Below are 18882 nucleotides of genomic sequence, written 5' to 3'. Positions count from 1 at the left end.
ATGAGCCTTTTGCAGATCCGTAATCTGACTGTTGAGTTCGCCACATCTTCGGGTAGTTTCCGCGCCGTGGACGGTGTCGATCTGTCGGTCGACAAAGGCGAATTGCTGGCCATCGTCGGCGAAAGCGGTTCGGGCAAGTCCGTGTCGATGCTGGCACTGATGGGCTTGCTGCCCTGGACCGCCACGATCACCGCCGATGAGATGAGCTTTGAGGGCCGTGACCTGTCCGGTATCTCGGCCCGCGAACGGCGCAAGATCATTGGTAAGGACATGGCGATGATCTTTCAGGAACCGATGTCCTCGCTGAACCCCTGTTTTACTGTCGGGTTTCAGATCAAAGAGGCATTGCGCATCCACCTTGGCCTGAACCGAAAAGAGCGTCACGAGCGTGCGGTCGAATTGTTCGATCAGGTTGGCATTCCCGCGCCTGAAAGCCGCCTGAATTCCTTTCCGCATCAGATGTCAGGGGGCATGAACCAACGGGTTGTGATCGCGATGGCCATTGCCTGCAACCCCAAGCTGCTGATCGCGGATGAACCGACCACGGCGCTGGACGTGACCATTCAGGCGCAGATTCTGGATCTGTTGATCCGGTTGCGTAATGAGCATGGCATGGGTCTGGTTCTGATCACCCATGACATGGGTGTCGTGGCGGAAACCGCCGAGCGGGTTCAGGTACAATATGCCGGGCAAAAGGTTGAAGAACAGCCTGTCAGGGATTTGTTTCGAACGCCGCGTCATCCCTATACCACGGCCCTGCTAAGTGCTTTGCCGGAGCGGGCAACGTCCAAGATTCTGCCGACGATTCCAGGTGTTGTCCCGGGGCAATTCGACCGGCCAAAAGGATGCCTTTTCAGCCCACGGTGCCGCTTTGCCGATGCGACCTGCGCTCAGACCCCGCCGACCCCTCATGCCGAGGCATTTGGCAAAGCGCGCTGTCACTATGTTGAAAAGATTGCCGCCGGAGAGCTGGTATGACCACACCTATCGTTCAGGCCAACGCCCTGGCCCGGTTTTACACGGTCAAAGGCGGGTTGCTGTCCAAACCCGCAACCGTAAAGGCGCTGTCGGGGGTGGATTTCGACCTGCAACCGGGAAAAACATTGGCCATTGTCGGAGAGTCAGGCTGTGGCAAGTCTACGCTGGCCAGACTGATCACAATGATCGAAGAACCAACCTCGGGCAGCCTGACGATAAACGGGGTCGAAATTACCCCTTCGCAATGGAGCAAGATGCGAGAGACGGTGCAGATCGTCTTTCAGGATCCCTATAGCTCGTTGAATCCGCGTCAGCGCATCGGCCAGATCCTGCAGGAACCGCTGATCATCAACCGGCCTCAGATGACGGCCGCCGACCGTGAAATGCAGGCACGCAAGATGATCGAGATGGTGGGCCTGCGCCCGGAACATTATGACCGCTATCCGCATATGTTCTCGGGTGGGCAGCGCCAGCGGATCGCCATTGCGCGGGCGCTTATGCTGGACCCCAAGGTGCTGGTTCTGGATGAACCTGTCTCGGCACTGGATGTGTCGATTCAATCGCAGATCTTGAACCTGCTGGTCGATCTTCAGGAACGGCTGAACTTGGCCTACCTGTTCATTTCACATGACTTGTCGGTTGTCCGGCATTTCGCCGACGACGTGATTGTCATGTATCTGGGGCGCGCGGTCGAAAAAGGTCCGAAAGAGCAGCTGTTCGCTGCTCCCCGACATCCGTACTCCAAGGCGTTGCTGTCCACGACGCCCCGTGCCGACCCGGATGCCCGGAAAGAGCGGATCAAGCTGGAAGGCGAGTTGCCGTCACCCATGAACATCCCGAAAGGGTGCGCTTTTGCGCAACGATGCTGGCTCGCGACTGACCAGTGCAGGCAAACATTGCCTGAACTGGATGATGAAATCCATCAGGTTGCGTGTCTGCATCCTCTTTTCTGAAAAACCAGATGACCAACGAAAACACCCGGGCCATAGGACCGGGCGTTAGAGTATCCGCACGTCCTTGAAGGCGTCAGAGCCCCCATTTATCGCGGTTTGCTTCAAAGAAGCCTTCCGCTTTTTTCACTTCGATCCAGTTGTTAACATAATTTATCCAGATCTGGTCGCCTTGTGGCAGGATCATTGCAATCGGCGAAGGTGATCGGGGGCCAGCGTTTTTCACGCGCTCTACTGGAAATTTCTCCTCTAGTGTCGATCCTTCGATGTTCGACGTGATGAACACATCAGCACGACCGGCGATAACTTCCTGAAAACCGCGGGCTGGGGCCTCGACCACCTTGATCTCGGCGTCAGGGAACCACTCGCGGACCCGTTTTTCAAACGTGGTGCCCAAAGTCGTCGCGACCTTAACTCCGGGTTGATTGATCGAGTCATATCCGTCGAATTTGTCGGCCTTTTCCTTGGTGGTGTAGGGGAAGAGTTCCACCGAGATATAGCTGTCGGAAAAACCCGCAACTTTCATGCGCGGTGGTGAAATCGATGCCGACCCGGTCAGGTGGTACTTGCCCGCGACCACACCATTCACCAGTGTTTTCCAGTCGGTGGGGACAAATTCGACCTCAACGCCAAGATCGGCGGCCAGTGCATTCATAATGTCGATGTCGTACCCTTTGTAGCTGTTGGTTGCCGGGTCGCGCAGTGTCATAGGGTTCCAGTCACCTGTGGTGCCAACCTTGAGCACGCCGGAATCCAGAATCTCGTTCAGCGCAGATTGCGCCTGTGCGGAACCTGACAATACAAGCCCCAACACGGCAGCCGCCGCGGCTTTCCAAAAAACGCTCATAGGTATCTCCCGTTGGTGGCGTTACGATCTTGTGATCGTATTCTTCATTGATTTAAGTCTAAAGGGAAAGATAACCTCAAGAAAATTTTATACTGAGGCTAAAATAGGGGCAATTCAGCTTATGCCAGACGCCGCAATCGAACTTGTGGATGTGAACAAGTGGTTTGATACCTTTCACGTTCTCAAGGACATCAATCTGACAGTCAACAGCGGCGAAAAGGTGGTAATATGCGGACCTTCCGGGTCAGGAAAATCGACCGTTGTGAGATGTATCAACCAGTTGGAAAAGCACCAGAAAGGTACCATTCGTGTAGACGGGATTGAGCTGACGGATGATGCAAAATCTGCGGCAACCATTCGGTCAGAAGTCGGGATGGTTTTCCAGCAATTCAATCTGTTTCCACATTTGACCGTTTTGGAAAACCTAACTCTGGGCCCGATCAAAGCGCGCGGCCTGAGCCGGAAGGACGCGGAAGAAAAAGCGCGCCATTATCTGGATCGGGTACATATTCCCGATCAGGCGGACAAAAAGCCCATGCAGTTGTCCGGTGGTCAGCAACAGCGCGTGGCCATCGCGCGGTCCCTGTGCATGGAGCCACGCGTGCTGTTGTTTGATGAACCCACGTCGGCGCTGGACCCCGAGATGATCTCGGAAGTGTTGGAAGTTATGGTGGAACTGGCGAATGAGGGCATGACCATGGTGGTCGTGACCCACGAGATGGGGTTTGCCCGCAAAGTGGCTGACAAGATGATCTTCATGGATGCTGGTGAGATCGTCGAAGAAGGCAAGCCGGAACATTTCTTCTCCAACCCTCAGTCTGATCGGTGTCGCAAATTCCTGTCTCAGATACTGCAGCACTAAGAGGGGCAGATGAAAAAACTCTTTATGATAATGCCCCTGCTGATGCTCACAGGCTGTTCGTCGTCCCAGACCTGGGGTTGGTATGTGATCAACCCGACCACAGCATCGGGTTGGATCAATGTAAAATTCCTGATCTCAGGGATGGGGGCAACGATCCAGATTTCACTGATCGCGGCCGTGTTGTCGATCGTACTGGGGCTGATGGTGGCCCTGCCGGGATTGTCCGAGAAACGCGGCTGGCGACTGGTCAACCGTGTTTACGTTGAATTCATTCGCGCCATTCCCCTGCTGCCGATGCTGTTCTGGGTCTTTTACGGATTGCCCATCGTGTTCAAGTCGATGGGCATGAATGTCCCCATCGATCCCTTTTGGGGTGCGATCATCACATTGGCGATTTCTGACAGCGCCTTCACTGCCGAGATTTACCGCGCAGGCATTCAATCCATTGCGCGTGGTCAGAGCGAAGCGGCGCAGACCATCGGGTTGAACTATGTGCAGACCATGCGCTATGTGATCCTGCCGCAGGCAGTCCGGCGCATTCTGCCGCCCTTGGCAAACCAGTTCATCTACATCGTCAAGATGAGCGCATTCGCCAGCGTCATCGGGATGCAGGAACTGACCCGGCGCGCGAATGAGCTGGTGGTCACGGAATACCGCCCGTTGGAAATCTATACCCTGTTGATCTTTGAATACCTGATCCTGGTTCTGATCATCAGTGCCGGTGTGCGCTGGCTGGAGCGTCGCATGGGCGCGGACGAGCGCGGATAAGGAGAATGGATATGGACTGGAAAGCTTTCATGGCCGAGACCGAGGCCAATATCGGAACTTTTTCGAAGGAAGTGCCCGAAACCGTGCGCGGCTTTGGCATCATGGGCAAGGCCGCCAAGACCGATGGCGCGCTGAGTGAGAAAACCAAGGAATTCATGGCCCTTGGCATCGCCATCGCGACCCGCTGCGACAGCTGCATCGGATTTCACGTGCGTTCCCTTGTCCGGCTGGGTGCCACCCGAGACGAGATGTGCGAGGCATTGGCAATGGCGACCTATATGGGTGGCGGGCCGTCTTATGCCTACAGCGCCAAAGCGTTGAAGGCATATGATGTGTTTTCCGGGTAATTGCCGCGCATAGCACTAAAGCGGTTAGTGATCAGCCGTTTGGTTCCGGTTTCATTTGCCCCATGCCTCCAGCGTTTTCTTCGGCGGTTTTGCGAATAATTGCGCCAATTTTCAGGAGGTTTTCGCCCAGCGGGTTGGTCTTTCGCCAGATCAGGCCGATGGTCCGGGTTGGTGGAGTATCCTGAAAGCGGGCGATGGACACGTCGGCAGACCGGGTTTCCAGCCCCACGGCCATTTCCGGTATCAGCGTCACACCGATGCCCGCCCCGACCATCTGCACCAGTGTGGACAGAGAGCTGCCCTCCATAATGTGTTGCGGTTCGATATTGCGGATCGAACAGAACGAAAGCGCCTGATCCCTGAAACAATGCCCTTCTTCCAGCAACAGCAGCCGCATGGTTCTGAGCTGTGACGAACTTGGCATTGGCAACCCGGCGTCCCGCGCCGGGCGAACCAGCAGAAAGTCTTCGTTAAACAACGAAAATTCCCGAAGGCTAGGTTCCGAGACCGGCAAAGCGACAACGGCAAAATCCAGTCTGGAGTCCAGAATTTCGCCGATCAGGGTTTGGGTGATGGTCTCTTTGGGTTCGATCGTCAGCTGCGGGAATCGTTGCGACAGTGCCTTAATGATTGATGGCAGCAAATAAGGCGCGACCGTGGGGATGACCCCGATTCTGATGCGACCCGACAAGGGACCAGCGGAAGATTGCACAAGATTCCCCAAATCTTCGACCCGCGTCAGGATTTCGCGGCCATGTTTTAGGACATCTTCGCCAAGCGCGGTTAGGCGGGTTTCGCGTGCTGCGCGTTCGACCAAGGGGCCACCCATTATGGCCTCCAGCTCCTTGATTTGTATGGAAAGCGCGGGTTGCGATATCGCGCTGGCTGCCGCCGCCTTGCCAAAGTGGCCGTGGGTGGCAAGCGCTTCGAAGTAGCGCAGGTGTTTAAGTGTGAGTGACTTCATAGGAAAAATTAATCGCAATGATAGTAATTACAAATTTCCAATTATCGAAACCGTAAGGTACGAGTCAAGACATCTGAACCCCTCGGTAAATACTCAGGAGATTTACAATGGACGGTAATCCCCACAATCACCAATCCGGCGGCTGCCCAGTCTTGCATGGCGGGAACACGGGCACGGGCAACTCTGTCACCAAATGGTGGCCGGATGCGCTGAACCTGGACATTCTGAGCCAGCACGACACCCGCACCAACCCGATGGACGCGGATTACAACCACCGCGAGGCAGTCAAAGGGCTGGATTTCAACGCTGTTCGTGCTGACGTCGAAGCGTTGCTGACCGACAGTCAGGACTGGTGGCCGGCCGATTGGGGCCACTATGGCGGCCTGATGATCCGACTGGCGTGGCACTCTGCCGGGTCGTACCGTCTGGGGGATGGTCGTGGTGGCGCAGGCTCGGGCAACATCCGTTTTGCACCGCTGAACTCATGGCCGGATAATGCCAGCCTTGATAAAGCGCGCCGTCTGCTCTGGCCGGTGAAAAAGAAATACGGCAATGCGCTGTCCTGGGCAGACCTGATTGTTCTGTCGGGAACGGTTGCCTACGAAGCCATGGGTCTGAAGACCTTTGGCTTTGGCTTTGGCCGCGAAGATATCTGGGGCCCGGAAAAAGACGTCTACTGGGGTTCGGAAAACCAGTGGCTGGCTCCGTCCGAGAACCGCTATGGCGATCTGGAAACCCCCGGCACGCTGGAAAACCCGCTGGGCGCGGTGCACATGGGCCTGATCTATGTGAACCCCGAAGGTGTGAACGGTAATCCGGACCCGGCGAAAACAGCGCTGCACATCCGCGAAACCTTTGCCCGCATGGCGATGAATGACGAAGAGACGGCGGCGCTGACCTGCGGTGGTCACACAGTCGGCAAAGCCCATGGTGCGATGGCAGGCGATCATATCGGTGCCGAGCCCGAAGCCTGCCCGGTCTCCGGCCAAGGCTTGGGTTGGAACAACCCCGATCAGAACGGCAAGGCAACCAACGCATTCACCTCTGGTATCGAGGGTGCGTGGACGAAAAACCCGACCAAATTCGACATGGGCTTTTTCGATTACCTGTTCGGATATGAGTGGAAATTGGGTAAATCGCCCGCGGGTGCACAACAGTGGCAGCCTATCGACATGCCGGAAGATGAAAAGCCGGTCGACCCGACCGACCCTTCGGTTCGGCGAATGCCGGTCATGACCGATGCGGACATGGCAATGAAGATCGATCCGATTTACAATGCGATCTGTCAGAAGTTCATGGCCGACCCGGATTACTTTGCCGACACCTTTGCCCGCGCTTGGTTCAAGCTGACCCACCGCGATATGGGGCCACGCGTCAACTACTATGGCCCAAACGTCCCGTCAGAAGAGCTGATCTGGCAGGACCCGGTCCCTGCGGGTTCGACCGCGTATGACGTCGGTGCCGTCAAGGCAAAGATCGCCGACAGCGGTTTGACCGCGGTCGAGATGATCACCACAGCATGGGACAGCGCCCGTACCTTCCGTGGTTCGGACAAACGCGGCGGCGCAAATGGTGCGCGTATCCGTCTGGCACCACAGAAAGACTGGGCAGGGAATGAGCCCGAGCGTCTGGCAAAAGTGCTGGGCGTGCTGGAGCCGATTGCAGCGGAAACCGGGGCCTCGATTGCAGACGTGATCGTTCTGGCGGGCAACGTCGGTCTGGAACAGTCGATCAAAGCCGCAGGTTTTGACATGACGGTTCCGTTCTCGGCTGGTCGCGGCGACGCAACGGACGAGCAGACCGATGCCGTCAGCTTCTCGGTGCTGGAGCCGCTGGCGGACGGGTTTAGAAACTGGCAGCTGAAGGAATACGCGGTATCCCCCGAGGCGATGATGCTGGACCGCGCGCAACTGCTGGGTCTGACCGCAGCCGAGATGACGGTTCTGGTTGGTGGCCTGCGTGTGCTGGGTGCCAATCACGGTGGATCAGAGCATGGGGTCTTCACGGATCGCGTGGGTCAGTTGACCACCGACTTCTTCGTCAACCTGACGGATATGTCGCTCAGCTGGCACCCGGTTGACGGCGGCACCTATGAGCTGCGTGATCGTGCTTCGGGTGAGGTCAGGTTCACCGCAACCAGCGCGGATCTGGTCTTCGGCTCGAACTCGATCCTGCGTGGCTACGCCGAGGTCTATGCCCAGGACGATAATGCCGAGAAGTTCGTGCGCGACTTCGTAGCGGCCTGGACCAAGATCATGAACAACGACCGGTTCGATCTGGTAGCCTAAGTCAAAAAATATCAGGCGAGGGAAACCTCGCCTGATATCGTGTTCGGGCTGACATCTGGTAGTGACCGATTATCCCGCGATCACATTCTGTTTTTGAACACCCAAGCCTTCGATGCCCAGTTCCATCGTGTCGCCGGGTTTCAGATAGACTTGCGGGTTTTGCCCCATGCCCACACCCGGCGGAGTTCCGGTCGAGATCACATCGCCCGGCTGTAAAGACATGAATTGCGACAGGTGTGAGATCACAGTTGCCACCCCGAAATGCATCGTCCGGGTCGAGCCGTCCTGATAACGGTGGCCGTTGACCTCAAGATACATCGGCAGGTTCTGTGGGTCTGCAACCTCGTCCCGCGTCACCAGCCACGGACCGATGGGGCCGAATGTATCTGCCGACTTGCCCTTGACCCACTGCCCCGAGCGGTGAAGCTGAAAATCACGTTCCGACAGGTCATTGACCACGCAATAGCCAGCGACGTGATCCATCGCTTCGGCCTCGGAGATGTATTTTGTTTCCTTGCCGATCACCACGCCCAACTCGACCTCCCAGTCGGTCTTGACGGACCCGCGCGGGATTTCCACCGTGTCGTTCGGCCCGATAATGGCCGATGTCGCCTTGAAAAAGATCACAGGTTCCTGCGGCAATTTCATACCGCTTTCTGCCGCGTGGTCGGCATAGTTCAGGCCGATGCAAATGAACTTGCCCACATGGCCGACACACGCCCCTAAACGGGTGTTGCCTTCAACCATCGGTAAATCTTGTGCATTCAGCGCGCGCAGTCGCGCCAACCCTTCGTCGCTGAGAACGTCGCCCGAAATATCGTCGATGACGCCTGACAGGTCGCGAATTGTGCCATCGTCGTGCAGCAGCCCGGGCTTTTCAGCACCCAAGGCGCCAAACCGCAGTAGTTTCATATTGTGATCCCTTTCAGCTTAAATCGCCCATCCGCCATCAATGGCAAAGGGCTGACCAGTGGTAAATGCACTGCTGTCGCTCGCAAGGTAGAGCGCCAGATCGGCAATCTCGTCCGCGGTTCCAATGCGCCCCATTGGCTGGCGGGCGATGAAATCCGTCATCGCCTTTTCGTAGTCGCCCGTCGCCCGCAAACGCTCGTGCAGGCTGGGGCTGTCGACAGTGCCGGGGCAGATTGCATTGCACCGGATGCCCTGCGTGACAAAATCGGCGGCGATCGACTTGGTCAGGCCAATTACGGCAGCCTTTGATGCGCAATATACAAACCGGTTTGGAACGCCCTTCATCGACGAGGCGACCGAGGACATATTAATGATCGACCCCCCGCCGTTGTTCAACATCGCGGGCAGGGTCAGGCGGATCAGGCGATACATGGCCTTCACATTAAGATCGAAACTGAAATCCCAGTCGTCCTCTTCGCACTCAAGAATGGTCCCGTTTGCCACGTAACCCGCGCAGTTGAACAGGATATCCAACGGTGGCAACTCAGCCACGGCACGTTTCACAGCATGCGCGTCAGTCACGTCGAGATGGATCGGAGAGATCCCGTCGATTTCCGAAAGCTCGGCCAATGTGGTTTCGTTGATGTCGCTGGCAAAGACATGCGCGCCTTCGGCTGCGAACAGTTCGGCCGTGGCACGTCCGATGCCCTGTCCAGCGGCGCTGATGAATGCGGTTTTGCCTTTTAGTCGGTCAGAAGGCTGATGCAATGTCATTCTGGTCCTCATGGTTTTCCCGAAACCGGGTGGTGTGTTGGGGGTAACTGCCCCTCTGTTCGCGCCTCAGGGAAAACACTGGGCAGGATCAGCGGGTGCAAAGCAGGGCGTCGCGTGTTTGGGGTCCGGTGCAGCACCGTCAAATCCTGATGTGATAAGCCTTTGCCGCATTCCCTCCGAGGATGGTTTCGCAGTCATTGGAGGAAAGTGCGCTTAGCAGTTCAGCGGTTGCATCGATCCAGCGTTCATAGCTGCTGGCCAGTGTGCAGACCGGCCAGTCGCTGCCCCAGATCAACCGCGATGGTCCGAACGTGTTCAGTAAGTGATCCACATAGGGGTACAAGTCCCGAACCGTCCAATCGGGCGCAGCTTCGGTGACAAGACCGGACAGTTTGCAGAACGCGTTGGTGTCCCGCGCGATGGCGGCCATGTCTTCGGCCCACCCGTCAAGTACACCCTCCCGGATCAGAGGTTTCGAGCCATGGTCGATCACAACCCGCATGTTTGGGTGCCGCGCCACAAGTTGACGTAACGGGCCTAGGTGTCGGGGTAGGGTGAGGGCATCAAAAGTCAGATCGTTTGACTGGATGGCCTCAAAGGCAGGCGTCAGTGCCGAGTCGAGCATCCAGTTCGGATCAGCGATGTCTTGTATCATCGGCCGCAATCCAACCAAAGCGGGATGAGCGGCAAGTCTGGTGATTTGTGCACGCGCATCAGGGGCGTCAAAATCGACCCAGCCAACCACACCCTTGATAAAGGGTGTCTTGTCGGCCAGTGACAACAGGTACTCCGTCTCGGCGACAGTCGGCGCGGCCTGAACCAGAATTGTCCCGTCGATGCCCTGTGCTTGCAACAATGGCGCAAGGTCATCTGGCCCGAAGTCCCGGTAAATCTGGCCCAGGTTGGGTGTCAGCCACCCATAGTCACCACGCGACAGCGCCCAAAAATGCTGATGGGCGTCGATCTTCATGCGATCACGCCCTTCTTCAGAATGATGTTGCCGTAGAGCCTGCGCTCGCCGGTCTGAATGATGGCAAATGCGGATGCCGCGCGTTGGTAGAAGGCGAACCGGTCCAGACCCTGAGTTTGCGCGGGGTTATCAGCCTGCGCGTCGATGATCTTTTGGAAATCTGCGACGGCCTCGGGCACGGTTTCGGGATCACCGACAACCTGCATGGTCAGCGCGGGGTCGGGCACGAATGTATCCAGCGGCATGACAGACAACACAGCGCCAAGCAGGTCGCTCGCCGTTGAACCATCTGCACGGATGCAGTCGGGCCCGAGGCTTGAGCCCGGGAAATTGGCATCTGCAATAACGATGTCATCGCCATGGCCCATGGCGCGCAGGGCGTACAGCAATTCAGGAGACAGCAGCGGGTCGAGATTACGCAGCATTGACAGGTTCCTTGGGCAAGGGGGCATCTGACCGGATCAGGCCTTCGGTATGCAGGTCTGACCAAAGCTGGGCGGGGATGGAGTGTTCCAGCAGGGCGACATTGGCTTGAACCTCGGCCGCGTTAACAGCGCCCGGAACAACCGTTTTCACGGCGGGGTGTCCCAGAACAAATTGCAGCGCGGCTGCGATCAGTGGTGTGTCATGGGCCGCACAGACGGTCTCGATCCTGCGCACCCGTTCAAGAATATCCTCAGGCGCATCGGAATAGTTATACTTGGCCCCTGGCACCGCTCCGGTGGCGAGGATGCCCGAATTATACGGCCCGCCCAGAATGATGCCCACATCGCGTTTCTCGCAAAGCGGCAGAAAACTGTTCAAGGCTTCCTGCTCCAAAAGCGTATACCGACCCGCCAGAAGAAACCCGTCGAAATCGCCAAGACCCAGCAGTTTCTCGCAAACCTGCCATTCGTTCACGCCCGCGCCAATCGCGGCGATTTCACCGGCATCGCGCAGTTCAACCAGCGCCTTGTAACCGCCGTCATCGAATAACTCGCGCACTTTGGCGTCTGACATTTCCTGACTGCCCTGACTGAAAGCGCAGACGTCATGCACCAAAAGAATGTCTGCATTGGCAACACCGATCCGGTCCCGGCTTGCCTCATATGACCGCATGACGCCGTCATAGGTATAGTCGAATACAATGCGTTTCTGCGGAACGTCCACAAACGCTTCGGGCGTCACCTCATGTGGTTCGCAATCCAGCAGCAGACGACCAATTTTGGTCGATAGCTGGATTTTCTCACGTCCAAACCGCCTGATCGCTTCGCCAAAGCGATACTCGGACCGGCCCAACCCGTATTGCGGCGCGGTGTCGAAAAACCGGATGCCTGCGTCAAATGCGGATTGGAGCGCAGCTTGCGCATCAGCATCCGAGACCTTGCGATAAAGATTGCCCAAAGGTGCGCCGCCAAACCCCATGCGGGTCAGCGGCACGGGCCGGGACGTTTTGTTGTTCAGAAGAGCGGTTTGCGAAACGGTCATCCTGCCTCTCGGGTGGTTTGGGGCGTTAAGTTAAACAGCTGCGGTCTTTCCTGTTGCAGCCGTTCGATCCGAGGCATCAGTTGCCCAAGGTGATGGCGCATGGCGTCTTGTGCCGCACGTTCGTCATGGGCACTGATGGCATCGAATATCGCCCGGTGTTCGGACAGTGTTTCCGCAATGCGGCCGGGTGTCGGCAACAGCAACATCCGTGCGCGGCTGACCTGTAGCGACACGGTCTGTGCCACATCCGGCAGGCGAAGCATCCCGGTGAACGCCATCAACAGGGCGTGGAATTCCTCATCTGCGTGGTAAAACCCGGCAATGTCTTCATCTTCGATCAACAGCTCTTGCAGGCGCACATTGCGGCTCAGCTTTTTGCGCTGATCTTCGGTCAGGTCACGCGCAACCTTGGCCACTGTTGCCAGCTCCAGGGCCTCTCGCAGAAAGGCGCCTTCGCGAATTTCCTCCATCGAGAAATAGGACACACGTGTACCCGATTGCGGCACCACATCCACCAGCCCTTCGGCGGAAAGCCTGGTGATGGCGTCCGCGACAGGTGCGCGGGACACACCCAATTGCGCGCAGATCGGCGCCTTCCGAAGGTTAGCGCCGGGGGGGAAATCCAATGCCAGGATCGCCTGTTTGATGGATTGGTAAACGCGCTGCGCGAGCGACCCCTCAAATGTTGAAATGTCGGGCAGGCGGGTGGCGTCAATGTCGTATGGGTGGTTCATAAATCTGAACTATCATACTAACATGTTAGTTGACAAGAGAGGATTATCCCCGTAGCTCTGTGGCGAACAAGCGGGGAATCCATGCACCCAGTTTCAGAGATCAAAGCCCAGGGCGGCCCCGCCCGTGACACAATCCGGCTGAACCCGGATGACAATGTGATCATCGCGTTGCGCGACCTGAAAGCCGGCGCGCAACCGGATGGGTTATCGGTGCAGCTTCCCACGGAAATCGCACGCGGGCACAAGATCGCCACCGCCCCGATTGCGGCAGGTGAGAATGTGATCCGCTACGGACAGATCATAGGTCAGGCCAAAGCGGATATCGCCGCGGGCGAGCATGTTCATGTCCATAATCTGGGTATGGGGGCGCATCAGCAGGACTACGCATATGCAAGCGCGAACACGCCACTGCCCGTGATTTCAGGCGACCGTATCTTCCAGGGCTTCCATCGTGCCGATGGCAAGGTCGGCACGCGCAACTACATCGGCATTTTGACAACGGTGAATTGCTCTGGCTCCGTGGCGCAGTTCATAGCCGAAGCCGCCGAGAAACGGAGCTTGTTGGGCGCGTACCCGAACGTGGACGGTATCGTCCCCATCGTTCATGGCACCGGATGCGGGATGTCCGGAAAAGATGAAGGTTATGCCACACTGTTCCGGACATTGGCTGGATATGCCCAGCACCCGAATTTCGCCGGTATCCTTCTGATCGGTTTGGGGTGCGAGGTGATGCAGGTAGCCGATCTGGTTGGGGGTCGTCCGATCCGTCCTGATGGCGTGCTGCGTTACATGACCATTCAGAGTGAGGGCGGCACGCGCCGTACCATTGAACGTGGATTGAACGAACTGCGCGGGATTGCCGAACTCGCGAACAAGGCCGAACGCAAACCTGCGCCGATCAGTGCGATAACGGTTGGAATGCAATGCGGCGGGTCGGATGGCTATTCCGGGATCACCGCCAATCCCGCTTTGGGTTATGCCTCGGATTTGCTGGTGCGGCATGGCGGTACGACGATCTTGTCCGAAACCTCGGAAATCTACGGTGCAGAACACCTTTTGACCCGGCGGGCCGAGACCGTTGAAGTCGGGGAAAAGCTGATAGAACGCATTCGCTGGTGGGAGGGGTATACTCACCGCAACGGTGGTGAGATGAACAACAACCCTAGCCCCGGCAACAAGCGCGGTGGGTTGACGACCATTCTTGAGAAATCGCTGGGCGCTGTCGCCAAAGGCGGAACCGCGCCCTTGCGCGGTGTTTACAAGTTTGGCGAGAAAATCGACAGGACCGGGTTTGTTTTCATGGACAGCCCCGGTTTCGACCCATGCTCGGTCACGGGGCAGGTGGCATCAGGCGCGAACCTGATCGTGTTCACCACCGGGCGGGGCTCGGTTTCGGGTTATCAACCAACGCCCTGCATCAAGCTGGCAACCAATTCCGAAATGTTTGCCCGGATGTCGGAAGACATGGATCTGAACTGTGGGGACATCGTCACAGACGGCGTGAGCATCGAGGCAAAAGGCGAAGAGCTGTTCGAAATGCTGATCCGCGTTGCATCGGGTGAACAAACAAAAAGCGAAGAACTTGGCTTTGGTGGGGTCGAATTTGTCCCCTGGCAAATCGGCGCGGTGATGTAGGCCGCACCACCCCTTAGGGAGAGGGGTGTTTGGGAGGGTAAATGACAAAACTGGTCGACATGTCGGGGATCGAGAAACACTTTCCCGGAGTCCATGCGCTGAAATCAGTGCAGTTCGATCTGGTGCCCGGTGAAGTCCATGCGCTGATGGGCGAGAACGGTGCAGGCAAAAGCACGCTGATGAAAATCCTCTCGGGGATCTATCAGCGCGACGGCGGCACACTGCAAATCGAAGGGCGTAATGCAAACCCAACCACGCCACGCGAGGCGCAGGCCTTGGGTATCGGCATCATCCATCAGGAACTGAGCCTGATGAATGATCTGACGGTGGCACAGAATATTTTTATCGGCCGCGAACCTCGTAAACGGTTTGGCCGACTGAACGATGCCGCGTTGAATGCACAGACGGCCGAGATTTTTGCGTCCATGAACCTAAACCTCGACCCCAGGGCGCAGGTCTGCAGTCTGACCATCGCCAAACAACAGATGGTCGAGATCGCCAAGGCCCTGTCTTTCCGGTCCAGGGTTCTGATCATGGATGAACCGACCGCGGCCCTAAACGATGCTGAAATTGCCGAGCTGTTCGTCATCATCCGCCGTCTGAAGGCCGAAGGCGTGGGCATTGTCTATATCAGCCACAAAATGGATGAGCTGAAGCAGATCGCTGACCGGGTCACGGTGATGCGCGACGGAGAATACGTTGGCACAGTTGACGCGGCAGCAACGCCGATCAGCCAGATTATCGCGATGATGGTAGGTCGCGAAGTCAAGGAAGAGCCGCTGGTTCCCCCCGATCTGAGCGATGCCGAAGTTTCGCTGGAAGTGACCGGGCTGTGTCGGGGTCACGAAATCCACGATGTCAGCTTCTCGGTTCTGAAGGGTGAAATCCTGGGCTTTGCCGGGCTGATGGGGGCCGGACGTACCGAAGTTGCGCGGGCAATCTTCGGGGCAGATCCCAAGGATAGCGGGGAAATCCGGGTGCATGGGCAGGTGGTCTCGATCCGCACGCCATCCGATGCCGTCAAGGCTGGCATTGGCTATCTTTCCGAGGATCGCAAGCATTTCGGCCTCGCCACCGGGATGAGCGTTCGTGACAATGTTGCCTTGGCGTCGATGGATATGTTCACCGGACGTGTCGGTGTTCTGAACGACAGTGAAATCAGCACGACAGCCAAGAGTTACATAATGCAGATGGGTATTCGCACGCCTTCGGACACGCAGGAGGTGCGTCTTCTGTCCGGGGGCAATCAGCAGAAAGTTGTCATTGCCAAATGGCTGCTGCGGGATTGCGATATCCTGATTTTCGATGAACCCACGCGTGGCATCGACGTGGGCGCAAAATCTGAAATCTACAAGCTGCTGGAAGAACTTGCCGGGCAGGGCAAGACGATCATCGTGATTTCGTCGGAACTGCCCGAGATCATGCGCCTAAGCCATCGCATCGCTGTGATGTGTGAAGGCCGGCTGACCGGCATTCTGCCGGGCGGCAAAAACACCACTCAGGAAGATATCATGCATCTGGCGACCCAGCGGGTGGCAGCGATGCAGGTAACAGGAACAGCGTAATGACCTCAGCAACGGATATCGAAAAGAAAAGCCCGCTGGCGGGTCTCTCCGAAAGCGGCGCCTATCAAAAGCTGCTGGCCTTCGCCAGCTTGATTGCCTTGCTGATCGGGTTTTCAATCGCGTCGCCGAATTTCATGCAAACCTCAAACATGATCGCCATTTTGCAGGCGACATCGGTCAATGGGGTGCTGGCGGTTGCTGCAACACTGGTCATCATAACTGGCGGGATCGATCTGTCCGTGGGAACTCTGATGACGTTCTGCGCCGTCATTGCCGGTGTCGTGCTGACCTATCTCGGAATGCCGCTGTTGCTGGGGGTTGTGGCAGCGATTGCGGCGGGTGCGTTCTGCGGGCTGTGTTCGGGCACCTTTGTCGCCAAGATGAAAATCCCTCCCTTCATTGCCACGCTAGGTATGATGCTGATCCTAAAAGGGTTGTCGCTAGTGATCTCGGGCACGCGGCCTATCTACTTCAACGACACGCCGGGTTTTGACCAGATTTCGCGCGGGTCGCTGATCGGAGAGGTTTTCCCTGCTTTGCCGATCCCAAATGGCGTGCTGATCCTTTTCCTTGTTGCCATTGCAGCTTCGTACATTCTCGGACGCACGGTTCTGGGCAGATACACCTTTGCGCTCGGATCGAACGAAGAAGCGGTGCGCCTTTCGGGGGTGAATACCGATCTTTGGAAGATGCGTATTTACGCTCTGGCAGGCGCGATCTGCGGTATCGGTGGAATCCTGATCGCGTCGCGTCTGAATTCGGCGCAGCCCGCGCTGGGGCTTGGCTACGAGCTGGAAGCTATTGCTGCCGTCGTGATCGGGGGCACGTCCCTGTCCGGTGGGCGCGGTACGATCCTTGGCACCCTGATCGGTGCCCTGATCATGGCAGTTCTGACCAATGGTTTGCGGGTGCTGTCCGTCGCGCAGGAATGGCAGACCGTTGTCACCGGCGCGATCATCATTCTGGCCGTTTACGCCGATATGGCGCGGCGCAGGAAGACAGGTTGAACATTCACAAAAATTAGAAACGAAGACCAACTGGAGGAGAAGACATGCTAACACGTCGTTTCATTTTGGGGGCCCTGAGTGCGGCCAGCCTTTCGATACCTGCATCAATGTCATCAGCGGAAGACATATATATTCCGCTGGTGTCCAAAGGGTTTCAGCACCAGTTCTGGCAGGCGGTAAAGTCCGGTGCGGAACAAGCCGCCGAGGAATACGGTGTCACGATCACCTTTGAAGGCCCGGACAACGAAACCATGGTGGATCGTCAGATCGACATGCTGGCGGCGGCCCTGGCCAATAACCCCAAGGCCATCGGTTTTGCCGCTCTGGACAGCCAGGCCGCCATTCCACTGTTGAATCAAGCTGATGAAAAAGGCATTCCGATCATTGCCTTTGACAGTGGCGTTGACAGCGACATTCCGGTTTCTACAGCAACCACAGACAATCAGGCCGCGGCTGCGCTGGCTGCGGACAAGATGGCCGAGATGATTGGCGGCAAAGGCAAAGTGGCCGTTGTAGCGCATGACCAGACCAGCCGCACAGGCATCGACCGGCGCGACGGCTTCGTCAATCGTATTGCCGAAAAATACCCGGACATCGAAGTTGTCACGGTTCAATACGGTCAGGGTGACCACCTGAAATCGACCGAGGTGACCAAAGCAATCCTTACGGCGAACCCCGATCTGAATGGCATCTTCGGCACCAACGAGGGCTCGGCCATCGGTGTGGTGAACGGGGTGCAAGAACTGGGGACCGAGGGGCTGGTCATCATCGGGTATGACAGCGGTAAGGCCCAGAAAGATGCGATCAAAAGCGGGTTGATGGCGGGTGCAATCACTCAGAATCCCGTGGGCATCGGGTATGAAACCGTCAAGGCTGCTGTAGCTGCGATGAAGGGCGAAGAAGTTCCTGCCCTGATTGATACCGGGTTCTACTACTACGACGCATCCAACATCGACGATCCGAAGATCGCGGCAGTGCTGTACGACTGATTTTCATTGTCATACTTATTTCTGGCTCTTGGTTCTCCAAGGGCCAGAAGCTTGTCAGAATCCCTGCATCAGCATGTCGATGCCGGCGGTGATCTGCGCAAAGTGATCATCAAGGTTGTCGACTGGCGATTTTAGAATGCCCACCGGAACGGCAGCCATGAATTGGGTCGCCATTACAAACGGTTTGCCCTGGATATCAAAGACGGGATTGAGCCGGGTGGCTGGGATCGGCGCCGTCGCTTCGGGAAGCAGGGGCACGACGACGCGTGTGTTCAACCCGCTCAGCAGATCGCTCTGGATGTCCAGAAGATACCCGTCACCTGACGGGTTGGGGAACACGTCGTATTTTGGCATCAGAACTGTCGGTAGGTATCCAGCGGTAAGCCATTATGCTCGACATACGCGTTGGAACTCTCAAGTGCGGCCTTGTTTTCGGCTTTCCAGCGTTCAGCTTTTGCGCTGGCGACTGCGGCCCGAATGCCGTCTTCGGCTGCCCGGGACAGGTTGATCTTCAGATCCCGCGCCTCGGACAGTATATCGCCATCCAGTGATAGATTTGTCGGTCTACGAGATGGAGCATTCATTTGGTTACCCTCAAGACTGCGCCATTTTACCACTACGCCATATGCGCGTCAAACATGCGCATATTGCTCGACGCGCGGAAAATCTCTGTTCAACGGCACGTGGCAATCAGGAAGTTATTGGCCTGAAAAGAGCATTGCGCTCTGTTCTTGAGCTCCCCCTATTACTGTGCGACTTTTTGTTTGTGTTTGTTGAACTGTTGGTCGAAGAGGTTTTTGAAGGGGCCGTTTTTCTGCATGAGTT

21 protein-coding genes are annotated in these 18882 nt (G+C 57.0%); 11 read left to right on the top strand and 10 right to left on the bottom strand.

Annotation, left to right across the window (positions count from 1 at the left end):
• Positions 1-978 (top strand): ABC transporter ATP-binding protein, encoded by a 978-nt coding sequence (locus tag ACR0NZ_RS18045; RefSeq protein WP_480488833.1) that lies wholly within the window; start codon positions 1-3, stop codon positions 976-978.
• Positions 975-1931: a dipeptide ABC transporter ATP-binding protein gene (locus ACR0NZ_RS18040; RefSeq protein WP_480520838.1), complete on the top strand. Its 957-nt coding sequence runs from the start codon at positions 975-977 to the stop codon at positions 1929-1931. Before ACR0NZ_RS18045 ends, ACR0NZ_RS18040 begins: the two co-directional genes overlap by 4 nt.
• 73 nt (positions 1932-2004) lie before the next feature.
• Here ACR0NZ_RS18040 and ACR0NZ_RS18035 read toward each other — a convergent pair whose 3' ends face one another.
• Positions 2005-2775 carry a transporter substrate-binding domain-containing protein gene (locus tag ACR0NZ_RS18035; protein ID WP_480520836.1) on the bottom strand — a complete coding sequence of 257 codons (771 nt, stop codon included), beginning with the start codon at positions 2773-2775 and terminating at the stop codon, positions 2005-2007.
• 121 nt (positions 2776-2896) lie between these two features.
• Here ACR0NZ_RS18035 and ACR0NZ_RS18030 point away from each other — a divergent pair, with 121 nt between their 5' ends.
• From ACR0NZ_RS18030 to ACR0NZ_RS18020, 3 genes are read left to right on the top strand one after another with little or no spacing between them, the layout of a single operon-like run.
• Positions 2897-3637, top strand: a complete 741-nt coding sequence (locus tag ACR0NZ_RS18030) for an amino acid ABC transporter ATP-binding protein (protein WP_480520834.1) — start codon at positions 2897-2899, stop codon at positions 3635-3637.
• A 9-nt stretch (positions 3638-3646) separates the two neighbouring features.
• Positions 3647-4405, top strand: a complete 759-nt coding sequence (locus tag ACR0NZ_RS18025) for an amino acid ABC transporter permease (protein ID WP_480520832.1) — start codon at positions 3647-3649, stop codon at positions 4403-4405.
• 11 nt (positions 4406-4416) lie between these two features.
• A complete protein-coding gene (locus ACR0NZ_RS18020) occupies positions 4417-4752 on the top strand; it encodes a carboxymuconolactone decarboxylase family protein (protein ID WP_480477599.1) in 336 nt (111 codons plus the stop codon).
• A 31-nt stretch (positions 4753-4783) separates the two neighbouring features.
• Here ACR0NZ_RS18020 and ACR0NZ_RS18015 read toward each other — a convergent pair whose 3' ends face one another.
• Entirely contained in the window at positions 4784-5716 is a 933-nt protein-coding gene (locus ACR0NZ_RS18015; protein WP_480520830.1) for a hydrogen peroxide-inducible genes activator, read from the bottom strand.
• A 107-nt stretch (positions 5717-5823) separates the two neighbouring features.
• Between ACR0NZ_RS18015 and katG the strand changes: the two genes are divergently transcribed.
• Entirely contained in the window at positions 5824-8004 is a 2181-nt protein-coding gene (gene katG, locus ACR0NZ_RS18010; protein WP_480520828.1) for a catalase/peroxidase HPI, read from the top strand.
• 69 nt (positions 8005-8073) lie between these two features.
• Here katG and ACR0NZ_RS18005 read toward each other — a convergent pair whose 3' ends face one another.
• From ACR0NZ_RS18005 to ACR0NZ_RS17980, 6 genes are all read right to left on the bottom strand, one after another.
• Complete coding sequence (locus tag ACR0NZ_RS18005) at positions 8074-8916, bottom strand: fumarylacetoacetate hydrolase family protein (protein ID WP_480520825.1); 843 nt, start codon at positions 8914-8916, stop codon at positions 8074-8076.
• Positions 8917-8934: 18 nt separating this feature from the next.
• Positions 8935-9690, bottom strand: coding sequence for an SDR family oxidoreductase (locus ACR0NZ_RS18000; RefSeq protein WP_480520823.1), 756 nt, complete (start codon positions 9688-9690; stop codon positions 8935-8937).
• Between the two features lie 139 nt (positions 9691-9829).
• Positions 9830-10660 carry an amidohydrolase family protein gene (locus tag ACR0NZ_RS17995; protein ID WP_480520821.1) on the bottom strand — a complete coding sequence of 277 codons (831 nt, stop codon included), beginning with the start codon at positions 10658-10660 and terminating at the stop codon, positions 9830-9832.
• Positions 10657-11085, bottom strand: a complete 429-nt coding sequence (locus ACR0NZ_RS17990; protein ID WP_480520819.1) for an RbsD/FucU family protein — start codon at positions 11083-11085, stop codon at positions 10657-10659. Before ACR0NZ_RS17990 ends, ACR0NZ_RS17995 begins: the two co-directional genes overlap by 4 nt.
• Positions 11075-12127, bottom strand: coding sequence for an aldo/keto reductase (locus ACR0NZ_RS17985; protein ID WP_480520817.1), 1053 nt, complete (start codon positions 12125-12127; stop codon positions 11075-11077). The genes ACR0NZ_RS17990 and ACR0NZ_RS17985 overlap by 11 nt, the downstream gene beginning before the upstream one ends.
• On the bottom strand, positions 12124-12861 hold the full coding sequence (locus tag ACR0NZ_RS17980; protein WP_480520815.1) for a GntR family transcriptional regulator: 738 nt from the start codon (positions 12859-12861) through the stop codon (positions 12124-12126). Before ACR0NZ_RS17980 ends, ACR0NZ_RS17985 begins: the two co-directional genes overlap by 4 nt.
• A gap of 81 nt (positions 12862-12942) precedes the next feature.
• Here ACR0NZ_RS17980 and ACR0NZ_RS17975 point away from each other — a divergent pair, with 81 nt between their 5' ends.
• Genes ACR0NZ_RS17975 through ACR0NZ_RS17960 form a run of 4 tightly spaced genes read left to right on the top strand, consistent with a single transcriptional unit; the run spans position 12943 to position 18057 of the window.
• Positions 12943-14496, top strand: coding sequence for a UxaA family hydrolase (locus tag ACR0NZ_RS17975; RefSeq protein WP_480520813.1), 1554 nt, complete (start codon positions 12943-12945; stop codon positions 14494-14496).
• A 41-nt stretch (positions 14497-14537) separates the two neighbouring features.
• On the top strand, positions 14538-16061 hold the full coding sequence (locus tag ACR0NZ_RS17970) for a sugar ABC transporter ATP-binding protein (protein WP_480520811.1): 1524 nt from the start codon (positions 14538-14540) through the stop codon (positions 16059-16061).
• Positions 16061-17068: an ABC transporter permease gene (locus tag ACR0NZ_RS17965; RefSeq protein ID WP_480477577.1), complete on the top strand. Its 1008-nt coding sequence runs from the start codon at positions 16061-16063 to the stop codon at positions 17066-17068. The genes ACR0NZ_RS17970 and ACR0NZ_RS17965 overlap by 1 nt, the downstream gene beginning before the upstream one ends.
• Before the next feature lie 44 nt (positions 17069-17112).
• Complete coding sequence (locus ACR0NZ_RS17960; RefSeq protein ID WP_480520809.1) at positions 17113-18057, top strand: substrate-binding domain-containing protein; 945 nt, start codon at positions 17113-17115, stop codon at positions 18055-18057.
• A 54-nt stretch (positions 18058-18111) separates the two neighbouring features.
• Here ACR0NZ_RS17960 and ACR0NZ_RS17955 read toward each other — a convergent pair whose 3' ends face one another.
• Both ACR0NZ_RS17955 and ACR0NZ_RS17950 read right to left on the bottom strand, forming a co-directional pair.
• Complete coding sequence (locus ACR0NZ_RS17955) at positions 18112-18411, bottom strand: CcdB family protein (RefSeq protein ID WP_209599024.1); 300 nt, start codon at positions 18409-18411, stop codon at positions 18112-18114.
• On the bottom strand, positions 18411-18641 hold the full coding sequence (locus ACR0NZ_RS17950) for a type II toxin-antitoxin system CcdA family antitoxin (RefSeq protein WP_480520806.1): 231 nt from the start codon (positions 18639-18641) through the stop codon (positions 18411-18413). The genes ACR0NZ_RS17955 and ACR0NZ_RS17950 overlap by 1 nt, the downstream gene beginning before the upstream one ends.
• Between ACR0NZ_RS17950 and ACR0NZ_RS17945 the strand changes: the two genes are divergently transcribed.
• Positions 18629-18882: hypothetical protein (locus ACR0NZ_RS17945; RefSeq protein ID WP_480520804.1), on the top strand; the 254-nt coding region annotated here is incomplete at its 3' end. The two genes, ACR0NZ_RS17950 and ACR0NZ_RS17945, sit on opposite strands and share 13 nt — an antisense overlap.

This window comes from Ruegeria sp. AE3 (assembly GCF_056542225.1).
The sequence above is the reverse complement of the archived record's forward strand: the minus strand, read 5'-3'. Positions and strand labels throughout refer to the sequence as shown.